Source organism: Chryseobacterium gotjawalense (assembly GCF_030012525.1).
GTDB lineage: Bacteria > Bacteroidota > Bacteroidia > Flavobacteriales > Weeksellaceae > Kaistella > Kaistella gotjawalense.
Genome location: NZ_CP124855.1, coordinates 2,425,591 through 2,446,435, shown reverse-complemented (window position 1 = coordinate 2,446,435; position 20,845 = coordinate 2,425,591). Strand labels below are relative to the sequence as shown.

Here is a 20,845-nt window from a genome sequence, read left to right as displayed (position 1 = left end):
AATAATTTATAATTAGATTTGTTTAAATTTAAAATTTTCATGTATTGGTAAGTATATTAAAACACGATCATCAACTTATTTTAAAGTATTATTCTGAATATAGATCAGGAGATTGGGTTGATGAAAAGATGCAAAATGACGAAAATTTTTCAGTTTTGTCAATATTTCAATTGAATAGAGAATTATTAGTTGAAAGGATCTCAGATGATTTTGAGGAACCCGAATTTCATTTTTTAATTGGAGAATTAATTGATGACTACTACAAAATAGATAATGAAGTGCTGGGATTAACTAATAACTTTTTCTTTCATAAAGATATTGATATTTGTGTGGAACATTTCCACGTTCAGTCAAAAACATCTTTGTTATTACAAATTGATAGGTTTGTAGATACTGCAATATACATTGGAGGTGATAAAGAAGATATACTTCCTTTTGAGGCATTTGAAAATTTAATTGAAATTTTTCCAACTTCCCACGAAATAACTTTATATCGGCACGCTAAAGTCACATCAATTTTAACGAATTATTTTAATAATATTACTGATAAAGAAGAAAGTTATAAAAAGTATATTAATAAAAAAACACCTCTAATTAGGAGTGAATTAAGAAAAACATTTCAAGAATTAGATATTCTTAAATATGAAACATTGCTTGAAAAATTACAGCAAATGCTTTCCAATGAAATAAGTTATTCTGAAAAACAATGGCAAGAAGAAATTTTACAAATAATATTATTAATTTTCCCTAAATATATTGCGGTCTTTGAAGAAGTACAATTTAAAGATATTTACAATAACAAAACTAGGCGTCTAGATTACGGGCTCATAGATTTCATGGGAAATTTAGATTTAATCGAAATTAAAGTCCCTTTCGATAAAAGTATCGTGTCTGTAAATCCATACAGAGACAACCATATTCCAAATAGGGATTTATCAGGAACAATAATGCAGATAGAAAAATATATCTATTATTTAAATAAAACGGGAATTGCGGGTGAAAGAAAATTGACTGAAAAGTATAAAGAACAATTACCAGACAATTTAGAGATTAAGATTACAAATCCCAACGGAATGATAATTATGGGTCGCGACATTAATCTAACAATGGAACAGTTGGCGGATTTTGAAATTATCAAAAGAAAATACAAAAATGTAATTGATATTTTTACATATGATGATTTACTGCGGAGAATGGAGATTATGATAAAACAATTACGGAAGCTGTAAATTCTGTAAAAAAATAAAAGTACAGCAAATAGAATGTTTTAAAACTAGATATGAATATTTTAAAGCCAGAAAATCTAATATATATTGATTGGAATCTATTTTCAATATTAAAAAATCCAAAACAGGAGTCGCACTTAATATTGCGGGATTTTATAAAAAAATATGAAAATGAAATTGTACTCGTTTATTCAGATGCACATCTTGGAGATTTATCTAAAACTTCATCTGATTCTCAGCAAATTTTAATAGAGGATTTAAAGTTTTTATCTGATAAAACAAATAATTTATTAATTGTAAAGTATTTTGGCAGAGGTTATATAGACCTGGAAAAGAGAGATGTACTGTCGTTTTATGAAGCGAATAACTATGATAATTCCACAGGAGAAATGTTTTATTGGCAGACAATTGTGAAGACCTTTACAGATCAATATAGTCCAATTAGAGACAATATAGTCAAAGAGCACTTTAAACTCGATCCAAAAGAAATTTGCAACTTTACTGTCGAACAAATAAATAAACTAATCAAATTGATTGGAATAAGTACATCTTTGGACGAATTTGTTAAATTTGGTTTGGATTTACGAGGCGATACGTCTGCAAATCCTTTGGCGTACACAGACTATTATACGACGGCTTATATGAACCTCGATTTTATAGGATTTTATCCAGATTTATTTAATTCAAAACAAGGATTTGATAATTTATTAAATGATTCCAAACATTCAGCATACGGCTCTATGTGTAAAGCATTCATCACAAACGACAATAAATGCTATCTAAAATCAAAATTTTTATTTGACTACTATAAATCTAACTCAAAATTAATAAGAACTTGTAATCGAAAAAACCAATTAGATGAATTACGAAATGAGTTGCAAAGTATAATATGAAGAGTCAACAGGAAATGCAAACAAAACCAGTCATTCAACTAAAGATATACGCCATTAATGCTTCGTGTCTTTTGGCGGGTTAGGATCATTTCCATAACTGTCAGAATCTCTTATTTTACCGTCCCGCCCATGAATTACTACTTCTGATTTTTGATTTTTAGCAATTGTTTTTGCAAATTCTATTGCATCTTTTTGTGTCGGAAAGTTTTTTGTTGATTTACTATTACCTTCACCTTTTACTCCCCACTGATCTGAATTTTTAACTACGTGTTGATTTTTGCCCATAATTTAAGTTCTTAAAAGTTATATTTTATTTAACTTAATAAAGATACAAAATAGTTGCAATTTTCCCAGCGAAACGATCTGACGTGTTAAAAGTAAGTGTTTACTGCCTATTAATACTAAACCATTCATTCAAATCCTTAAAATCCTCATATAAAATTGAGCAATCCTCCACATTCTCATATTTGCAAAATATCTCTGCAGTCAAATTTCTTCCACTCAAATCATTATCCAGAAAAAGTACAATCTTATTATATTGCGTCAGTTGTTTTTCAACTTTAAAAAACATCGCCGTCGAATTTAATATCAAATAATCAGAATTGGAAATCTGAACATTTGGTAAATTGAGATAGGTAAGAAAATCAAAAAAACCTTCGAAAACGCAGATCTCATTTTTTAGGTTCAATTCATTTTTTATTAAAGTAATATCCTTTTTGCCCAGACAGATTTTAGAATATTTATTTCGGATTTCAACTCCTCCAGAATTGTTGTAAAAGCCGACGCCAAAGTAATTCTTTCCATTCATTTGATAGTGAATTTCTTTAACCAAATGCTTTTGATTAAATACTTTTCTTGACAATAAATATTCAGCCAATGCCAAATGTTCAATTTCTTTTACTTCTAAAATTTCATAATTTTTGTTTGACTCAAGAATACTTTTGTTTGTTGATTGGACTGAAGTGTCAAACTTTTCTAAATATTGCAACGCATTTGAAACGGAACATTTACTTAGTTGCTGAACAATTGAAATCACATCGTAACTTTTTCCGGTTCCAAAATCAAAAGCTTTGTTTTGGGCAAAATCTACACAGAGACTTGGCGATTTTTCTTCTCGATCAATCGCGAAATAGAAAGCGGTCTCTGAATTTTGCTTCACAGGAAACAGGTTAAACGATTCTAAAACAGTCCTGATGCTTATTTTTTCTTTGATCTGTCCGCAATTCATTTTTTTTCTTTTTTAAAGCAAATTTTTATGATGGATACCTTTTTAGATAAAAAAAAGCTTTTCTTTACTTTTAAATCTTTTTTACTGAAGCCATATATAACCTTATAGCAAAGGTTTTACGTTAGGTCCGAAATGAGTCCAATTCCGAAAGTTACATGAGTCCAATCCCGAAAAAGAGATGAGCGCAATTCCGAGAAGAAGCCCACACCTGAATGAGTACAATTCCGAAACTATATATAACGGCCTACATACTTATCCACAATTTCATTCTTATATTGCAAAGAATGAGTCCAAATCCGAAAAGCGTAACTCAGAAAAACCAATAGTAACATGTTTTTAACTTCAGGGAGTCCAATTCCGAAACATGAAGGAGTCCAAATCCGAAATTACATGAGTGCAAATCCGAATTCAAATTATGACAGGATAACCATTTGGAAACAATTCGCCCATTTTTGTCTTTGCGTAATTCTTTTTTATGATGTTCTGAATTTCATTTAAAAATGGAAAACCTTGATAATCGGTTGATTTTTTTTTTAGCATTCTGTTCGACTGTACAAATTCAAGAAATGCATTTTCAATTAAATCTCTGGTTTGTGCAATATTTCTGTAGTGGTAAAAAAACTGAACCATTTCACCTTCCTCTAAACCATATCTCTCTTTAAAATAATTCAACCTTCTACTAACTTTTAACTGCTCTTTTGAAACTTTTGTAGCTTCATTAATAACCTGTTTGCTGCTGTCGTATGGATAAATTGTAATTAAATCTTTGTCGCATTTAAAATTGAAAGACAAATTGTTGTGTTTATTTAAATTTATTCTTGCGGGCTTTAAGAATTTGAAACAAAAATCATTGGCTGTTTTATAATTAAGTCCGAATTTTTTATTGAGTGTTGAAAGCTTTACAGATGTTCCCATTGGAGGAATTTTTGACAGCCATATTGCAAAGATTACGTGTTTGTTGTTTCGAATATTATATACCAAATTGTATAAAACGTAATTATATTCAGGAATGACCATGAGTTTCTTTAACCAGTAACTGCTTATTAAAAATGTGGTATATCCTCTAACATCGTAGCTCGGAATGGAAATAAGACCGCCATAAGTTTTAATTTCCTTGCCCTTTGAGTTTTCAGATTTGTACCAACCCATTTTAAATTTCGTAAGAAATTCATAAGCCGCAACTACTTGTTTGGTAGATCCACTTGGCGAAATCTTATTGTTTCTAATTTTTATGGAAGCGAATGTGTTGTCGTCTGTTTCAAACTCTTCATCGAATAATGATAGTTGATGCGGTCGGTCAACTGGTCGAAACTGACTGTTTCCTATTATGGAAACAATGTTGAAAATAACCCGAAGCGCATTGATAGGAATGTCTGCTGCTTCGCTATTTTCGAAAATAAAATCGTCCACGAAATTATTCCCTAATCTTATTTTATCAGGAAATTTTTCACTTCTACTCTCAAATTCTTTTCGGATTATTCGCAGATCCTTATTTGTATGAGCCATACATTGATTTCAAAATTCTCGATTAAATTGACACTTATACCTATGTGCATTACGCTACAATAAGACAACCCTGGCTTCCCAGCGTTTTACAACCATCGTTCAAACCATAATAGCTGTAGCCATTTTCTGTTGACTCGTTAAAAATTCTTCTTTCTACTCTGCAATCACTGGAAATTTTCACTTTTTTAATTCTTTCATGTTCTACTGATACGTCGGTGATTGTTACTTTTTGACCAATTTTTAAATTCTGTAATTTAATCCTCAATATCTATATATTAAAAGATCACTCCTCACTATTACTGGTAGCTTTAATCCTCCTTATGGTTGGTATTGTAGGAATTAAGACAGTATTACTTTTGGAACTGCTTTGCAGATACGGCAATGCGTTTTTTATTGTGGATTTCCAATCAGAAATCGGACGGTCAAAATTGTTTTTCCAGCCATTGTTAATCCAATCGAGGTACTTCATCTTCACCGGCTCATCTAAAGAGCTATCGTACATCTGTAATGACTTCACATAGGAGTAAACTTGCTCGAGCGTTGGAATTGGTGCGGATTTCCTTTTATGCAATCGGGTTTCTGGCGGCCATTTTTCAATACTGCATTCTGGACTTTGTATTTTAGGACCTACAGCGTCCGAAATCTTTATGTCTTTTTGCCTTATACGTGGTTGGTGGACTTTTGGTATCGAAGTGTCTGGTGGCTTCGTTTCTGATTCCAACGTTTGAAATAAATAATCAGGAATGATTGTGTACGTGCACGCAAGTCCGTTCTTTGTAACGTATTTTATAACTCCAGAGTTTTGAAGTTTCTCCTTGGTAACTTTTACAGTCTTTCTTGTCAATCCTAATTCTTTTGCAACTTTAATATCAGAAATGCTGACACTGTAACTATTTTGATCATGTCCTAGTTTTAACAAATAGAAATAAATTAATAAAGCTGTAGAGCCCAATGGTTGACCATTATTGTATTCCCAAAACCGCTGAATTAAATTATGATAATTACTAATCATCTTTTGCAAAAAGTTGAAGTGCTTTATCTTTATCTATGACGATAATTTTCCCATTCTGAACGATGGCATCGTCCAAAAGACCCGATCTTTTCACTTCAGAAGCTTTCGAAATTGAGCATCCAAGAATTTTCGCTAATCCTTTTAGTCCAAATTCATAATTCTTTTCAGCATTAATCAGTTTTGAAACCTCTAAGAATTCTTCAACAGTCAGCTGCCAAATTGGAGTTTTGGGATCGATATTTCTCATCACGTTCTGTTTTTGAAAAGCTCCAAAGCTTTTTCCGAATCGATAATTATTTTTCTACCGTTCTGGATGATCGCCTCATCAAAAATCCCAGTACTTTTTAGTTTTCCAGCATGATTTTTTGAACAACCCAGTAGATCTGCCAATCCAGATAAGCCGTAAACATATTTTGTTTTAATAACAGTAAGTTCACTGGCAGCACGTTCCACCTTGGTCGATCTGGAATCTAATATATCTACCAATTCCCCTATTGTCAGTTGCCATATTGGTTTATTGAAGTCCTCCATTGTTAAATCGGGTTTAGTTGTCTATCGTAAAAAATTTCATTTTCTGTAAATCCTTTTTCTTTGTAAAATTGAACAGCGATAAATAATGTTAGCTTATTGCTGTTTCGTTTTGCCAATCCCAATACGGACTGTTGCTGAATATCAAGTCTTTTAGCCAATTCAGTACTAAAAGCATTTTCACTTAAATTTTTTCAATAATTTCTTCACTTACTTTTTGCATTCCAATTATATTTTAATATAAATTATTTACTATATTTGTATTGCAAGTTCAAAGCAAATATAGATATTATTCTATATAAAACCAAAAAATAACGATAACGTTCAATATTACTGATATGACAATCACTGAAAGATTACAGAAGTATATGGTACACAGAAACTTAAATGCAAATAAAATGACGGTAGATGCGGGACTGTCTGTAGGATTAATTGGCAGAGCCATAAAAAAGGGTTCCGGCTTAAATTCTGAAACTATCGAGAAAATCCTGCTTACTTATACCGATTTAAATCCAGAATGGTTTGTTTCCGGAAATGGAGAGATGATTAGAACTAACCGTCAAACTATAAACAGTAATGGTTCAACAAACAGTGTAAACAGTAATATCAACGGAAATATTAGTGGTAATATAAATATTTCTCATAGTGAGTTTTCCGGTATGATTGAATTGCAAAAAGGTTGTCAAGCACATCAGGCAGAGTTAGCTGGTAGATTAAGAGCAAGCCAGGATCAATTAACAGAATGCATGAAGCAGGTCACTTTAGTTCTAGAACTTTTAAAAAAATAAAATGAAAAGAATTATACTTCTAACTTCACTTGTCCTATCGGGAACTTTCTTTGCGCAAAAGAAAAAAACAAGTCTTAACAACTGGCAAAATAAAGATACTGAAACTGCAACAAAAATTTTTTCGAGATATGGTGAAAAATCAAAATCTGCTGAAGAAATAAAAAAAGAACTGACCAAATCCCAAAAAATCGTAAAAATTGAAATCATTAACGAGGGGGATTGGGATCAATTAAAAGAAATTTCTTGGTTTCGCTTTGTGAAGGTCAATGACGGAAATTTTGATCAAATAATTAATTCCGATAATTTAGACTTAATAGCAAATTCTTCTCATACTAATAATTGGAAAGACGAAAATGGAAATGTAAGTTTTAGATCTGTTTCTGAACCTCTCAAAATCTCGCAGGAATTCAACGGAAAGAAAAATGAAAAAGGGCAATTGAGTACGCCGTTAACAGAGACTGAGATCTATGAAACCACATCGCCAATTTTCTCATTCTCTTTCCAAATTTACACCCATCGAAAAGATGACAACCCAGCCATTTCAACTGATCTGTCAAAAACCATCAACATTTATGCAGACAATAAATTAATAAAAACATTTAATTACGCTTACGCAGATCTAAGAAAAGTGAGCGGTATATCTTTAAAGAACTTCAATATAAACGAGGCGAAATAATAAAGGCAATAACAATGGAAATTAAATATCATGCTCAGTTCTTACTTGATAAAGAAAAGGATAAACCTACTGCAAAAATTCGTTATAGAATTAAATGGGATGATAATATCGTGGCTTTTAATTTAGGTTATCGGGTAGAAATTGACAAATGGAGTCTCGAAACTCAACGCTGTAAAACCAATACAACTCACGGTGACAAGAAAGTTAGTGCTTCAATTATTAATAAAAAAATTAAAGAATTTGAATCGGTTTGCGAGAAAGTTTTTCGCAAATTCGAAATCGGAAATTCTATACCTGAAAAAGAAAACTTTAAAAACTTGTTTAATCTTGAAATAGGCAAGAAACCCGTAGTTCTGATTGAACGAGATAAAACTTTGTTTGAAATATTTGATGTTTTTACGAAAGAAGAGTCTTTGCTGAATCTATGGTCTGTTAAGACCCAGGCAAAAATGAAAACTTTCAAAAAGCATTTGAAAACATTTGATGAAAATCTAAGTTTTAAATCCCTGGATGAAAACAAATTAATAAAATACCAATATTTTTTACAAGATGATCTAAAACTCCAGAACTCCACTGCCTTAAAGAATTTTTCTTTCCTCCGGTGGTTTTTAAGATGGGCGACTAAAAAAGGTTTTAATGAAAACAAAGCATTTGAACTTTTTAAACCGAAACTCAAAACTATTCAGAAAAAGATAATTTTTCTTACTCAACCCGAGCTAAGTCAATTGAAGAATTTTGACATTCCAAAAGAGAAAAAATATTTAGAAAGGGTGAGAGATGTTTTTATGTTCCAATGTTTTACCGGTTTGAGATATTCGGACGTAGAAAATTTAAAACGAAGCGACATTAAAGATAATTTCATCGAAATAATAACGGTAAAAACTTCTGATAGTTTAATTATTGAACTCAATGATCACAGCAGAGCCATACTTGAAAAATATAAAGATGAAGTGTATGAAAAATCTAAAGCTTTGCCGGTGATTAGCAATCAAAAAATGAATGAATATTTACGGGAACTAATGGAAATGGCGGAAATTGATGAACCTATTCGCGAAACCTACTATAAAGGTAATCAGAAATTCGATGAAGTTTCCCCAAAATACGCACTAATGAGTTCTCACGCCGGGAGACGAACTTTTATCTGCAACGCTTTGGCTTTAGGAATTCCACCGCAGGTCGTGATGAAGTGGACAGGTCACAGTGATTATGCTGCAATGAAGCCCTATATTGATATTGCAGATCAAACTAAAATAAACGCGATGGCAAAGTTTAATATGTTGTAAAACGACTGTCTTCGGATCCCACAACGATAGAAAATCTTTGTCGGATTGTCTCATAGAACCTCTCTCCCTTATAGTTTGCAATAGCCATTGAACTAGCTGATATTTGTAATGTGCACAAATGCGATAGCATATTGGATAATCGAATCCAATACAATCTCTACTCTTTAGAACTTCAGTATCATAGGAAATCAGTAGCCTTACTCAAGCACAAAGATGATGGCTGTCTTCCAGGTAAACTTCATTCCGCTCAAAGATGTAATCACAAACCTCGCAAAATCGTTTGGCGTTGAGCACTATCACGATGGGACGAATATTATCTGTACCTGCCGGAACATATTGGCGTGGGGAGCGGATTTCGAATGCGAGCTTTTTTTGCTGATCTACAAGGTCTTTTTTAAAGATGAATGTGCGGCTGGAATTTACGTCCTTAAGTTAAATGAAGTAACAATGAATTATCGGTCTTGCGAGGGAGACGCAACAGCTGGAAAGCCAATTGTAAGCACTGCGATTTGGCGCGTTAGGTTTCATATGCCGCGGTCGTAAAATAATGATCACGCATTAGATTGAATTTGCTTGAGTGAAATTCTCAAAGCTTCAAACTGTACTTTAAAAGCTTCGGGTTTAGTATATCATTTTTAAAATCCATCTAACATTAGTAGACTTGTACAATTTTTTTTAAAAATTTCTTGACAGAGACTACATATTATTAAAACCTTTTTAGAATTTTTACTCAATAAATGTAAGCTCTGATATTAGTCCCTACTTCTAAAATCAGGGACTAAATAGGGAATTGTTTAGTGGTTTATACGATGCCTTATGCTTTTATAAAATTATTTAACTTGCTTACTATCAGTGAAATGATGACTTACATTGCTTTATTGTTTTAAAAAAACACTCCCTGTGGGTCTACAAATTTAGGTATAACGCTCTGAGCAATCAGAGCGTTATTTTTTTGGGGTAATGACCTGAAAAATAAAAAAACCGTCCCACAAAAAAATGGATCAATCCCAAAACTTGGGGAGAAAAGATAAATTTAATAATTTTGTTAGATGCTAAATGAAACAGAAGTCCTCAAATTTTTATTACCTGAATTTTTAATTGACCATTTTGAGATTGTGAAATTCGAAGAAGTAAGTAAAGTGCTACATCTTTATTTTGAAGAAAAAAATACGATTCCAAAGGAGTTTTCTTCTCTTACTTTGCAGTCAAAGGGTTTTCTGCCGGAAATAATGGTAGATGATTTTCCACTGCGCGGAAAGTCCGTGAAACTGCATATCAAACGCCGAAGATGGACGGATGTAAAATCCGCAAACATTATTCAAAGAGACTGGAATCTCATCGCCAAAGGAACTCGCATGACACATGATTTTGCGGAGTTCTTAAAAAAAATCAGCCGATACTAAAGCGCTTCCCTGTAAGACCATAGCAGAAATGTATGGCGTAAATGGAAAGAAATTTCAAAGACAATATAAAAAAAGCATCAGCGATTTTAAAGACTGGGATCAAAAACAACACGCTGAAGACTGGATCTTATATACTGAAAACCTCTCTGACCAGCTTTCTTTAGATGAAGTCGCTCTTTCAGACGGGGAATTATACACCGTTCTTACTTCCAAGAAAGCGAAAGGCAAAAAAGGAAGCATCGTAGCCATTATTAAAGGTACTCAAAGCGATAAAGTCATTGAACAGATTCTGAAAATCAGCAGAAAATTCCGACAGAAAGTTAAAGAGATCACGCTCGACATGGCAGGTTCAATGAAACTCATTGCCAAAAGATGTTTTCCCAATGCCATTCAGGTCATCGACCGTTTTCATGTTCAGAAGCTCGCCACAGAAGCATTGCAAGACCTCAGGATACAACATCGGTGGCAAGCCATTGAATTGGAAAACAACTGTTTGACAGAAGCAAAAGAAAAGAAGAAAACTCCTGAAATTGAAATTTTTGAAAATGGTGATACCAGAAAGCAACTCTTGGCAAGAAGCCGATATTTACTCTACAAGACCAGGGAAAAGTGGACATCAACACAAAATGAAAGAGCACAAATACTGTTCTATCACTATCCTGATTTAGAAAAAGCGTATAATTTATCAGACGGGCTGAGGAAAATTTACAATCAAAATATTCAAAAGTCTGTAGCAATCCTAAAATTAGCACATTGGTTCAAAGAAGTAGAAGAATGTGGGTTTAAATCATTTTCAGTACTCATGAAGACCATTATGAATCATTACAATGACATTCTCAATTATTTTGACCAAAGAAGCACCAATGCGTCGGCCGAATCTTTTAATGCGAAAATAAAAAACTTCAGATTACAACTTCGAGGGGTAAGAGACAAATCATTTTTCCTTTTCAGATTATCCAAAATTTTTGCGTAGTCCCCAAGTTTTGATACTGATCCAAAAAAATTCGCAGGACGGTTTAAAGAAATTTTTTCAGCTGGTTTATTATCCATTTTTAAGATATTATCGGCAGGATTGGCATCAGGCAAACTTCCTTTTGGATCCAACTGAACAGAAACTATTTCCTTTTTCGTCGGAACTTCGAAAGACCATTCTGAGTTTCGCTTCCAAATTTCTACGGGAAGTTTTACATTTTGAAAAGTTCCATCTTTAAACTTGATATCTATATTTACCGGCATTGGTAATTGTCCAATGTTTTCAATTTTAACAATTACCCCTTTAGTAAAATCACCATTAATGTATTTTGCACTTTTTACAGCCTGGTCAATTTTCCATTTGTTTAAAAACCAGCCTCTCCAGAACCAGTTCAACTCTTCACCGGAAACGTTTTCTATTGTTCTGAAGAAATCATCCGGAGTCGGATGTTTAAAAGCCCATCTCCTGATATATTCGCGAAGGGCTTTATCAAAACGTTCTTCACCCAAAATATTTTCACGCAACATTTACAATCCTGCACTTGGCTTGTAGTAACCTAAATACCCAAGGTTTCTTTCTTTCAAATTGTCCGGTGCCGTCATTATAGACTCCATGCTTTCACTGTAGAAAGCAGATGACATCGACTGAAGTGGTTTCGGCTTGTAGTATTCTCCATTATTAAAATCTTTTTCGGAAACCGAATTGATGAACGTATTTAAACCTTCGTCCATCCAGGCGTAGAGCCTTTCGTTGGAACCGACAATCATCGGAAACCAGTTATGACCGAATTCATGATCGGTAACTCCCCATAAATCGGCACCTTTGGAATTCATGTGACAGAATACGATTCCCGGATACTCCATTCCGCCTTCATTTCCTGCAACATTTACCGCATTCGGATAGGTGTATTCATACCATCGCTTCGAATAATTTTCAATGGAAGTTTTAGTGTATTCGGTCGATCTTCCCCAAGCTGTATTTCCGTCACTTTCCACAGGATAGGCAGAAATTGCCATAGATTTTTTACCACTTGGTAAATTAATTTTTGCAGCATCTAAAATAAACGCAGGCGACGAAGCCCAGGCAAAATCACGGGTATTTTCAATTTTAAATTTCCAGGTTTTGGTGGAAGCTGTCGTTTTTGGTGCGGAATTTACTTCTGCCGCAGAACGGATGATTACGGTTTTGTCGCTGTTTCCAGCATTCGCCCATTTTTTATTTTGCTCGTTGGTATAAACATCTTTAGGGTTGAGCAATTCTCCGGAAGCCACGACATAATGATTGGCAGGAACTGTTAAATTTGCGGTGATGTTCCCATATTCCAGATAAAATTCACCGGCTCCCAAATAAGGCAAAGTATTCCAACCCATCTGGTCATCATACACACACATTCTTGGAAACCATTGTGCAACCGTGAATATTTTACCGTTTTTCGTAGGCTCAACTCCCATTCTGTCTGAACCATAACGCGGGGAAACAAAAGAATAATGAATGATCAACTTCACCACCCCTCCTTTTGCTTTCAGATCCTGTGGAAGATCAATCTGCATTCTTGTATCTGAAATCGTGTAAGAGGGATTTATTTTTAATTTCTTTCCGTTTGCTGAAAGAATCTCAACCGATTTTATAGTGTAACCGCCGTCGAGATCTTCACCGTGCGCGCCGTTTCTGCTTCCAGTTATGGGAATGACAGCATTTCCACGGGAATCCTTTTTAAATAAATTCTGATCCAGCTGCAGCCAAAGAAAATTCAAATTATCAAAACTATTGTTCGTGTAAGTAATTTCAGCAGAGCCGGAAATTTCATTTTTCGCTTCATTTAAAGAAGCATTCAGCACATAATCAGCGCTGTTCTGCCAATAATGATGACCGGGTTGCCCACTTGCCGAGCGGGTTTCTGTACCATTATTTAAATAGAAATACGGTTTAAATGCTTCGGTATAACTGTATTTTGGCACCTCCTGAGCAAATGAATTCACAGAAACTGCGATTGCACATATGACCAGCGCCCTTAAAAATTTAAATTTCATGAGTTTATTTTGTAATAAGTATAAAATAAACTCAACATTGTTACAGTTATCGTTTTTAAATTAAACTTCCTGAAGCTTTTCAAAAAAGCGGCTACCGATAAAATAAATGTTTTTTGATAAACTATTTGTTCGTTAGCATGAAAAATCGGGTTATTCTGGGAACAATTAATAATAATTCTTTTATATTTAATTTTTAGTACATATTTTTACAACGGTAATTAACCGATTTCCAAAAAGCGAAAAATCCTTTTACTCCGAAATATTATAGCATGAAAAAATCCTACGAAAAACTATTCGAAAATAATAAAAAATGGATGGAAGCTCAACTGGTGGAAAATCCAGATTTTTTTAAGACGCTTTCCGCAACGCAAAATCCAGAGTATTTATATATCGGATGTTCCGACAGTCGTGTTTCTGCAGAAGAAATGATGGGAATGAAACCTGGCGAACTTTTTGTTCACCGGAATATCGCCAATGTCGTAAATACTTTAGACATGAGCTCTACCGCGGTAATCCAGTATGCCGTTGAACATTTGCAAGTGAAACATATTATCGTTTGCGGCCATTACGGTTGTGGTGGAATTAAAGCAGCAATGACCCCGCAAGATCTGGGTCTTTTGAACCCATGGTTGAGAACAATTCGCGATGTTTACCGATTACATCAGGCTGAACTGGATGCCATTGAAGAGGAGCAAAAACGCTACGACCGCTTGGTAGAACTGAATGTTCAGGAACAGTGCATTAACGTTATCAAAATGGCATCCGTTCAGGAGGAATATATTTTAGACGAATATCCTATCGTTCACGGTTGGGTTTTTGATATGGCAACAGGAAAAATCATCGACCTGGATATCGATTTTGAGAAGATTTTGAAAGACATTCAGAAAATCTACAACCTTACAAATTCAGATTGGGTGATGAGCCGCAAGAAAAAATAGCGTTTATTTTTCATCAAACTCATTCTTATAATACGCACGGATTTCACGGATCATCATTAAAAAAATCTGTGGAAATCTGTGGAATCTGTGCACCATTTGTAAATTATTTCCCGTTGAAAGCCGTCATCGCATTCTGAATTCCGGCAAATACAAACGACAAACACGCTTTAGAAAACTTCTCGATTCTCTCCGGAAGTTTTTCTTTTTCTTCGCCTTCCCATTTTCCTAAAACGTAATCAACTTGTTTTCCTTCGCTAAATTCTGCAGAAATCCCGAATCTTAACCGCGGATAATTCTGTGTCTGAAGTTGTTCCTGAATACTTTTCAGTCCGTTATGGCCGGCATCAGAACCTTTCATTTTCATTCTTAATGTTCCGAATGGCAAAGACAGGTCGTCGGTAACAATCATCAGGTTTTCCAAAGGGATATTTTCTTTCTGCATCCAGAATCTCACGGCATTTCCGGAAAGATTCATATAGGTATCCGGTTTCAGGATAAAGACTTTCCGCCCTTTATATTTGCCTTCCGCAAGCAATCCAAAGTTGGAAGATTTAAAAGGAGCATCAATGGTTTCGGCAATTTTCTCTGCAACTTTAAACCCGACATTATGCCGGGTTTCAGTATATTCTTCGCCTTTATTTCCGAGACCTACGATCAGGTATTTCATATTAATTTTTTATTGGTAAACGAAAGTTAAAGTTCCCAGATTACCGGAAGCAACAGCTTTTGTCGGATAACCATCGGCATCATAAGTGTAAACATAGGTTAGCGACTGGCCTTCAGCCGCGACTTTTCTGTAGTTGTTTGCTGAAAAACCAGTCACCGCAAAACTGTTAAATCCATAGAGCGAACTTACGATATTGTAAGCTTGAGGCAATGTATTAAAGGGATTGATTTTAGTATCGTAGTCGCTGAACGCACTCGAAATGACAATCGGCGGGATGATAATCGGTGGAGTTGCAGGAAATATTGTGGAAAATTTCCATGTAGAAATATTATTTCCTGTATAAGTGATATCATTCTGTAGCGTAAACATATCGTAAGTAACAGCAGGATCCGCGGTATCAATCCCTGCCATTTTTGATAAAATTTTCGATACCTTATTATTGGTGTAATTTGCAGTGATGGTATTGGTAAAAGAATTCCCCGTATCTTCTTTACCGGTTCCCTTTGCTTCAACAAATTTTCCGTTATTATAGGTAACTGCAAAGTCGGTGGTGGTGATGGCAGATCCTTCATTCTGTACAATTGTTATTTTATTAACAGTGTTATTATCATAAGACAAACTGTAAGAAATAGAGTTATCACTCGTTTTCACACTGACCAGTTTTCCCAATAAATAGCTGTAATTATAAGTTATGGTTTCGCCAGTATCCTCTTTTGAAGTAACAGATTTCAACTGCTTCACAACGCCGGTTGTTTCGCCACTGCCACCTGTTTCACCCGGATTATTAACCCCGAAGAGCAAATCGCCATTTTCATCACGACCTGGTTCGCAGGAAAACAAAATAGCTAAACTGAAAACAAAACTTAAAAAACCGAAAAGCTTTTTCATTATTAAAACTGATTTTAGCAAAAGTACTCTTTTTTTAGAAATTCTAGAAGTTGGTTTATTTCCCCAAAATCCTTTCCAAGACCGAATTTACCTCATCTACATTCTGTACATTTTCTTTTCTCATCATGAGTTGATTTCCTTCCTTGCTGACTTTTTCCTTCAAAGTAGCTTCTTTCGGATTCTTTGACAAATAAGAAATAATGTTCCTGAACTTTTCACTCTGATAAAATTTATCCTGAGGATTTGGCGGAAAATACCCGAGGAAAACCCCGTTTTTCACCACGATTTTATCAAAACCAATTTCCGCGGCAATCCATTTTAATTCTACCGATTTCAGAAGATTTACAGCTTCCGAAGGCAAAGCACCGAAACGGTCGATTAATTCACTTTCTAATTTCTGCAATTCTTCTTTACTTTCTATTTCTGCTAATTTTTGATACAGTGATAACCGTTCTTCAATACTCTGAACATAAGAATCCGGCAACATCAGTTCTAAATCCGTATCGATATTCACTTCTTTGGTCGATTTGAAAAGTTTTTTACGGTCTTCTTCATTATCAAATAAATCTTCGAATTCCTCATCATTCTGCAATTCCTCCAAAGCTTCCTGCATGATTTTCTGATAAGTATCAAAACCCATTTCATTAATAAAACCACTTTGTTCACCTCCTAACAAATCCCCGGCACCACGAATTTCCAAATCCTTCATCGCGATCTGGAAACCGCTTCCCAAATCCGAAAACTGCTCGATCGCTTCCAGTCTTTTCCGCGCGTCATTGGTCACCATATCAAACGGAGGCGTAATCAGAAAACAAAAAGCTTTGCGATTGCTTCGCCCGACCCGACCGCGCATCTGGTGAATATCTGCCATCCCAAAACGCTGGGCATCATTAATGAAAATCGTATTCGCATTCGGCACATCCACACCACTTTCAATAATCGTCGTCGAAACCAAAACGTCATATTTGCCTTCCATAAAATCCAGAACATTCCGTTCCAGTTGTTTACCGTCCATTTGTCCGTGGCCTGTAATTACTTTCGCATCGGGAACCAAACGCTGAATCAAGCCCGCAATATCTTTCAGGTTTTCAATTCTGTTATTAATGAAATAAACTTGTCCATCTCTTTGAAGTTCATAAGAAATGGCATCCCGGATTATTTCTTCATCAAAACCAACAATTTGTGTTTCAACAGGCTGACGGTTTGGAGGTGGTGTTTTAATGACTGATAAATCTCTGGCCGCCATCAATGAAAACTGTAAAGTCCGTGGAATTGGCGTCGCCGTCAATGTTAAAGTATCCACATTACTTTTTATTGTTTTCAATTTGTCTTTAACGGCAACTCCGAACTTGTGTTCTTCATCAATAATTAAAAGGCCTAAATCTTTAAATTTAACGCTGCTCCCAACCAATTGATGGGTTCCGATCACAATATCGATCTTCCCCGATTTCAATCCTTCCAGTGTTTCCGCTTTTTGTTTTGCCGTGCGGAAACGGTTCATATAAGAAATGGTCACGGGGAAATCCTTCAATCTTTCGGTAAAACTCCGGTAATGTTGGAAAGCCAAAATCGTGGTCGGAACTAAAATCGCCACTTGTTTTCCGTCAGTCGCAGCTTTAAATGCCGCTCTAATTGCAATTTCTGTTTTCCCGAAACCTACATCACCACAAATCAAACGGTCCATTACGGTATCATTTTCCATGTCCGTTTTCACATCGACCGTTGCTTTTTCCTGATCGGGCGTATCTTCGTAAATAAAGCTGGCTTCCAGTTCATTCTGCAAATAAGAATCCGGCGTGAAGGCAAAACCCTTGGCCGTTTTCCGCTGTGCATATAAACGGATCAGGTCGAAAGCGATCTGTTTTACTTTCGCTTTTGTTTTTTGTTTTAAAGCTTTCCAGGCTGGCGAACCGAGTTTCGACAACACAATTTCCCGTCCGTCCGGACCATTATATTTTGAAATCTTATTTAAGGAGTGAATGCTCACATAAAGCAAATCACCATTTTTGTAAGTCAGTTTAAAACATTCCTGAACTTTTCCGTTATTATTCACCTTCACCAAACCCATGAATTTTCCGATTCCATGATCGATATGGGTGACATAATCGCCAACTTTCATCTGCATTAAATCTTTCAGCGTAATCTGTTCAGATTTTGCAAATGCATTTTTGGCTTTAAATCTCTGATAACGGTCAAAAATCTGGTGATCGGTGTAAACTGAAATTTTATGGTCCAAATCCACAAAACCTTCGTGAAGTTCTGATTTAAAAGATTTGAATAAAGTCTTGGTTTTTCCGTCAAAGGAAGTTTCATTATTTTCCGAACCCGATTTATGTGCTGACAAATCCTCAAAAATAGACTCAAGCCGTTCTTTCTGCTTTTCCGTGGAAAATGAAATCCAGGTTTCAAAACCGTCATTTTGCTTTTCCTGTAAATCCTCAAGTAATAATTCAAACTTTTTATGAAAACCCGGCTGTGGCGTTTGATTCAGCTGTACAATTGCCGCGTCGCTTCCCTTCACTTCCTGTAAAGTAAAATCGATCCATTCAAATTGATTGATGCCTTTGACGAAATCTTCTTCAGAAACAAAAAGCTGTTCCGGCGTCAGATGTCTGATTTCAGTTCCTAATGTTCCAAACTTTTCCTCTGCTTTTACGTAGAAATTTTTAATTAAATTAAAACCGACAAACGCGTTCTTCGTAATTACAACTAAATCTTTCGGTGCCAAATCGAACAAGGAAACCTTCGTTCCCTCGGCTGAAAAATTCATATTGGAAACCAACTGGAATTCTTTTACTTTCTCTTTGGAAAGCTGCGTTTCGATATCAAAAGTTTTAATACTTTCTACTTCATTTCCGAAAAAAGTAATCCGGTAAGGCTCTTCGTTGGAATAAGAAAAAACATCGACAATTCCGCCTCTCACAGAAAACTCGCCAGGTTCGGAAACAAAATCGGTATGATTGAAATTAAACTGATGCAGTAATTCTTCCGTAAAATTAAAATCCAGCTGATCGCCCGTTTTGATCGTATGAGAAATCGCTTTGAAATCAGCCTTTTTCATCACTTTCTCGGCCAAAGACGCGAACGGCGCGATCATCACTTTTGGTTTTTTATCATTATGAATTCTACTTAAAACTTCGGTTCTTAAAACCAAATTCGCATTTTGAGTTTTTTCAATCTGATAAGGTTCCAAATGAGTCGGCGGAAAATAAAGCACATTTTCTTTACCCAGCAAGTCTTCTAATTCCGAAGTGATATACAACGCATCTTCCTTGTCATCCGTTAAAAAAAGAAGAGATTTCTTTTTAATTAGAAATAATTCCGCTGCGAAAACCGCAGGCGAAGAACCGGCAAATGATTTTACCGCAAGATGTTTATTCTGATCGAGCTTCATGAACAGTTCTTTTCCAAATCCTAAATGAAGAAGTTGTGGGAGAAATGTATCGGTGATATTTTTTAACTGCATAAATTTTCTGACGGTAAAATCCGTCTTTAAAATGAGAAGGTCTAAAACGGGAAAAGCGATTTCGGGATTATTCCGAAATCGTTTGAAAGTACAAATTTAGGGATTATTTGTTTATTAATGCCAGAGAGAAAATCACCCTTTTTGATCTATCTATCGCATAAAGTAGTTTTAAAATTTCCCAAAAAATCTTAATTTTTTGCTAAAATTGATGGTCTTAAAAAGGGTAGGCATAAAGTTTGGCTGGTGTTGAACTTAATCTTTAAAATAAAAAATTATGAAATCGAAAAATTTAAAAAACGAAAGAAAGGCAACTGTTGAAAGAGCATTTAGATTTCTCGGATTATTCGTTCTTGCATTCTCTTTATTTGCATTTACTTCCTGCAGAAGTGATGATGATCCTGCAGACAACGACTTTTTCGCCGGAACTTACAAAGGCAGCATTTCTTACAACGATGGAAATTCAACCATATCCAAAGACAACGGAAGTGTTTTCGTAACCAAAATTGCAAGTGGCACAAAATACAATTTCCGGTTTTCTGATGGAATTCCTGATCTGAACGGTGTTGAATTCAAGAAAGAAGGCGATAATGTTTTGGTGATGGTAGGAGGAACTACCACTTCTTACATTAGAATTGACAATAATGAGCTGAAAATTTTATACGCCGCTAACGGGAAAACCTGGACTGCAAACTGTACCAGATAAGTTAATCATTTATTTTCACACGAACTGTTTCATTTAATTGAAGCAGTTTTTTTTGAAAAATTTATATAATGTTAAAACTCAATGGATATCCGTAATTAATAATAAAAATATTTTCTTCTACGTTTGCGAAGTGTAACGGCTTGATTAAAGATGGACAAACATTAGAAACTACTTCAAAATAAATACTGTGTTAAATTTTGGTTAAAGTTATTCAGAAGAAACTTTCGGCAAACTGAATTACTTAATTTTACATAGTTAAACAGCAATATATCAACTATTTAAAATACAAACAAATGAAAAAACTATTAGCCGCATTGTCTTTGGTGGTAGGCCTTGGACTTGCAAATGCTCAACAGGTGACACCAAAATCGACTGCAAAAATGGCTCCTGCCAAATCAGAGAAAATGGAAACTGCAAAAAAAGAAGCAGTCGAAAAATCTGCAACAGCGGAAAAACCGGCCGCAAAGACCTATGCAGTAAAAATGAAAAAAAACGGAACGCCTGACAAAAGATACAAAGCCAATGCCCATCTGAAAAAAAACGGTACGCCTGATAAAAGATACAAAACAAAATAATACAGTTTTAATACGTTGAGCTCCGGAATTTATTTCGGGGCTTTTTTTATATCTTTAATAAA

Annotated in this window: 20 protein-coding genes and 1 pseudogene; 10 read left to right on the top strand and 11 right to left on the bottom strand. The window is 34.8% G+C overall.

Annotated features, from left to right (window positions below; genetic code table 11):
* Positions 1–44: 44 nt before the first annotated feature.
* Positions 45–1,229 (top strand): Shedu immune nuclease family protein, encoded by a 1,185-nt coding sequence (locus QGN23_RS11185; RefSeq protein WP_282904385.1) that lies wholly within the window; start codon positions 45–47, stop codon positions 1,227–1,229.
* A gap of 50 nt (positions 1,230–1,279) precedes the next feature.
* Entirely contained in the window at positions 1,280–2,119 is an 840-nt protein-coding gene (locus tag QGN23_RS11180; protein WP_282904384.1) for a hypothetical protein, read from the top strand.
* 54 nt (positions 2,120–2,173) lie between these two features.
* Here the strand turns inward: QGN23_RS11180 and QGN23_RS11175 are convergent, their stop codons facing one another.
* From QGN23_RS11175 to QGN23_RS11145, 7 genes are all read right to left on the bottom strand, one after another.
* Positions 2,174–2,404, bottom strand: coding sequence for a DUF2188 domain-containing protein (locus QGN23_RS11175; RefSeq protein WP_282904383.1), 231 nt, complete (start codon positions 2,402–2,404; stop codon positions 2,174–2,176).
* Positions 2,405–2,504: 100 nt separating this feature from the next.
* Complete coding sequence (locus QGN23_RS11170; protein ID WP_282904382.1) at positions 2,505–3,347, bottom strand: toprim domain-containing protein; 843 nt, start codon at positions 3,345–3,347, stop codon at positions 2,505–2,507.
* A gap of 408 nt (positions 3,348–3,755) precedes the next feature.
* A complete protein-coding gene (locus QGN23_RS11165) occupies positions 3,756–4,853 on the bottom strand; it encodes a hypothetical protein (protein ID WP_282904381.1) in 1,098 nt (365 codons plus the stop codon).
* Between the two features lie 49 nt (positions 4,854–4,902).
* A complete protein-coding gene (locus tag QGN23_RS11160) occupies positions 4,903–5,118 on the bottom strand; it encodes a hypothetical protein (RefSeq protein WP_282904380.1) in 216 nt (71 codons plus the stop codon).
* Positions 5,119–5,136: 18 nt separating this feature from the next.
* Entirely contained in the window at positions 5,137–5,865 is a 729-nt protein-coding gene (locus QGN23_RS11155) for a hypothetical protein (protein ID WP_282904379.1), read from the bottom strand.
* On the bottom strand, positions 5,858–6,112 hold the full coding sequence (locus QGN23_RS11150; RefSeq protein WP_282904378.1) for a DUF3853 family protein: 255 nt from the start codon (positions 6,110–6,112) through the stop codon (positions 5,858–5,860). Before QGN23_RS11150 ends, QGN23_RS11155 begins: the two co-directional genes overlap by 8 nt.
* Positions 6,112–6,396 (bottom strand): DUF3853 family protein, encoded by a 285-nt coding sequence (locus tag QGN23_RS11145; protein WP_282904377.1) that lies wholly within the window; start codon positions 6,394–6,396, stop codon positions 6,112–6,114. Before QGN23_RS11145 ends, QGN23_RS11150 begins: the two co-directional genes overlap by 1 nt.
* 335 nt (positions 6,397–6,731) lie before the next feature.
* On the opposite strand from QGN23_RS11145, the gene QGN23_RS11140 reads away from it, so the two are divergent.
* The 5 genes from QGN23_RS11140 to QGN23_RS11120 all read left to right on the top strand — a co-directional run bounded on the left by QGN23_RS11140 (position 6,732) and on the right by QGN23_RS11120 (position 11,516).
* A complete protein-coding gene (locus QGN23_RS11140) occupies positions 6,732–7,181 on the top strand; it encodes a hypothetical protein (protein WP_282904376.1) in 450 nt (149 codons plus the stop codon).
* Between the two features lies 1 nt (position 7,182).
* Positions 7,183–7,857: a hypothetical protein gene (locus QGN23_RS11135; RefSeq protein WP_282904375.1), complete on the top strand. Its 675-nt coding sequence runs from the start codon at positions 7,183–7,185 to the stop codon at positions 7,855–7,857.
* A gap of 14 nt (positions 7,858–7,871) precedes the next feature.
* On the top strand, positions 7,872–9,140 hold the full coding sequence (locus tag QGN23_RS11130) for a site-specific integrase (RefSeq protein ID WP_282904374.1): 1,269 nt from the start codon (positions 7,872–7,874) through the stop codon (positions 9,138–9,140).
* A gap of 1,049 nt (positions 9,141–10,189) precedes the next feature.
* Positions 10,190–10,543, top strand: a complete 354-nt coding sequence (locus QGN23_RS11125) for an ISAon1 family transposase N-terminal region protein (RefSeq protein WP_282903875.1) — start codon at positions 10,190–10,192, stop codon at positions 10,541–10,543.
* Positions 10,544–10,571: 28 nt separating this feature from the next.
* On the top strand, positions 10,572–11,516 hold the full coding sequence (locus tag QGN23_RS11120) for an ISAon1 family transposase (protein ID WP_282903905.1): 945 nt from the start codon (positions 10,572–10,574) through the stop codon (positions 11,514–11,516).
* 59 nt (positions 11,517–11,575) lie between these two features.
* On the opposite strand, the pseudogene QGN23_RS11115 reads toward QGN23_RS11120, so the two are convergent.
* Positions 11,576–13,546, bottom strand: a pseudogene (locus tag QGN23_RS11115) (M1 family metallopeptidase); the annotation flags it as partial.
* 269 nt (positions 13,547–13,815) lie between these two features.
* Between QGN23_RS11115 and QGN23_RS11110 the strand changes: the two are divergent.
* Positions 13,816–14,484, top strand: coding sequence for a carbonic anhydrase (locus QGN23_RS11110; protein WP_282904373.1), 669 nt, complete (start codon positions 13,816–13,818; stop codon positions 14,482–14,484).
* Between the two features lie 103 nt (positions 14,485–14,587).
* Here the strand turns inward: QGN23_RS11110 and pth are convergent, their stop codons facing one another.
* Genes pth through mfd form a run of 3 tightly spaced genes read right to left on the bottom strand, consistent with a single transcriptional unit; the run spans position 14,588 to position 19,505 of the window.
* Positions 14,588–15,151 (bottom strand): aminoacyl-tRNA hydrolase, encoded by a 564-nt coding sequence (gene pth / locus QGN23_RS11105; protein WP_282904372.1) that lies wholly within the window; start codon positions 15,149–15,151, stop codon positions 14,588–14,590.
* A 9-nt stretch (positions 15,152–15,160) separates the two neighbouring features.
* A complete protein-coding gene (locus QGN23_RS11100) occupies positions 15,161–16,039 on the bottom strand; it encodes a hypothetical protein (protein WP_282904371.1) in 879 nt (292 codons plus the stop codon).
* A 55-nt stretch (positions 16,040–16,094) separates the two neighbouring features.
* The gene (gene mfd / locus QGN23_RS11095) at positions 16,095–19,505 is read right to left on the bottom strand and encodes a transcription-repair coupling factor (protein ID WP_282904370.1); all 3,411 of its coding nucleotides are present in this window, start codon (positions 19,503–19,505) and stop codon (positions 16,095–16,097) included.
* Between the two features lie 274 nt (positions 19,506–19,779).
* Here mfd and QGN23_RS11090 point away from each other — a divergent pair, with 274 nt between their 5' ends.
* Both QGN23_RS11090 and QGN23_RS11085 read left to right on the top strand, forming a co-directional pair.
* Positions 19,780–20,208 (top strand): hypothetical protein, encoded by a 429-nt coding sequence (locus tag QGN23_RS11090; protein ID WP_282904369.1) that lies wholly within the window; start codon positions 19,780–19,782, stop codon positions 20,206–20,208.
* Between the two features lie 293 nt (positions 20,209–20,501).
* Positions 20,502–20,783 carry a hypothetical protein gene (locus tag QGN23_RS11085; RefSeq protein WP_282904368.1) on the top strand — a complete coding sequence of 94 codons (282 nt, stop codon included), beginning with the start codon at positions 20,502–20,504 and terminating at the stop codon, positions 20,781–20,783.
* Positions 20,784–20,845: the final 62 nt, after the last annotated feature.

Excerpts from the sequence above, each read along its gene's own strand:
- QGN23_RS11100 (WP_282904371.1), bottom strand. The coding sequence starts at position 16,039 with ATGAAAAAGCTTTTCGGTTTTTTAAGTTTTGTTTTCAGTTTAGCTATT.
- QGN23_RS11090 (WP_282904369.1), top strand. The coding sequence starts at position 19,780 with ATGAAATCGAAAAATTTAAAAAACGAAAGAAAGGCAACTGTTGAAAGA.
- QGN23_RS11140 (WP_282904376.1), top strand. The coding sequence starts at position 6,732 with ATGACAATCACTGAAAGATTACAGAAGTATATGGTACACAGAAACTTA.
- QGN23_RS11175 (WP_282904383.1), bottom strand. The coding sequence starts at position 2,404 with ATGGGCAAAAATCAACACGTAGTTAAAAATTCAGATCAGTGGGGAGTA.
- QGN23_RS11180 (WP_282904384.1), top strand. The coding sequence starts at position 1,280 with ATGAATATTTTAAAGCCAGAAAATCTAATATATATTGATTGGAATCTA.
- QGN23_RS11135 (WP_282904375.1), top strand. The coding sequence starts at position 7,183 with ATGAAAAGAATTATACTTCTAACTTCACTTGTCCTATCGGGAACTTTC.
- QGN23_RS11125 (WP_282903875.1), top strand. The coding sequence starts at position 10,190 with ATGCTAAATGAAACAGAAGTCCTCAAATTTTTATTACCTGAATTTTTA.
- QGN23_RS11165 (WP_282904381.1), bottom strand. The coding sequence starts at position 4,853 with ATGGCTCATACAAATAAGGATCTGCGAATAATCCGAAAAGAATTTGAG.
- QGN23_RS11150 (WP_282904378.1), bottom strand. The coding sequence starts at position 6,112 with ATGAGAAATATCGATCCCAAAACTCCAATTTGGCAGCTGACTGTTGAA.
- QGN23_RS11155 (WP_282904379.1), bottom strand. The coding sequence starts at position 5,865 with ATGATTAGTAATTATCATAATTTAATTCAGCGGTTTTGGGAATACAAT.
- QGN23_RS11130 (WP_282904374.1), top strand. The coding sequence starts at position 7,872 with ATGGAAATTAAATATCATGCTCAGTTCTTACTTGATAAAGAAAAGGAT.
- pth (WP_282904372.1), bottom strand. The coding sequence starts at position 15,151 with ATGAAATACCTGATCGTAGGTCTCGGAAATAAAGGCGAAGAATATACT.
- mfd (WP_282904370.1), bottom strand. The coding sequence starts at position 19,505 with ATGCAGTTAAAAAATATCACCGATACATTTCTCCCACAACTTCTTCAT.
- QGN23_RS11145 (WP_282904377.1), bottom strand. The coding sequence starts at position 6,396 with ATGGAGGACTTCAATAAACCAATATGGCAACTGACAATAGGGGAATTG.
- QGN23_RS11170 (WP_282904382.1), bottom strand. The coding sequence starts at position 3,347 with ATGAATTGCGGACAGATCAAAGAAAAAATAAGCATCAGGACTGTTTTA.
- QGN23_RS11120 (WP_282903905.1), top strand. The coding sequence starts at position 10,572 with ATGTATGGCGTAAATGGAAAGAAATTTCAAAGACAATATAAAAAAAGC.
- QGN23_RS11085 (WP_282904368.1), top strand. The coding sequence starts at position 20,502 with ATGAAAAAACTATTAGCCGCATTGTCTTTGGTGGTAGGCCTTGGACTT.
- QGN23_RS11110 (WP_282904373.1), top strand. The coding sequence starts at position 13,816 with ATGAAAAAATCCTACGAAAAACTATTCGAAAATAATAAAAAATGGATG.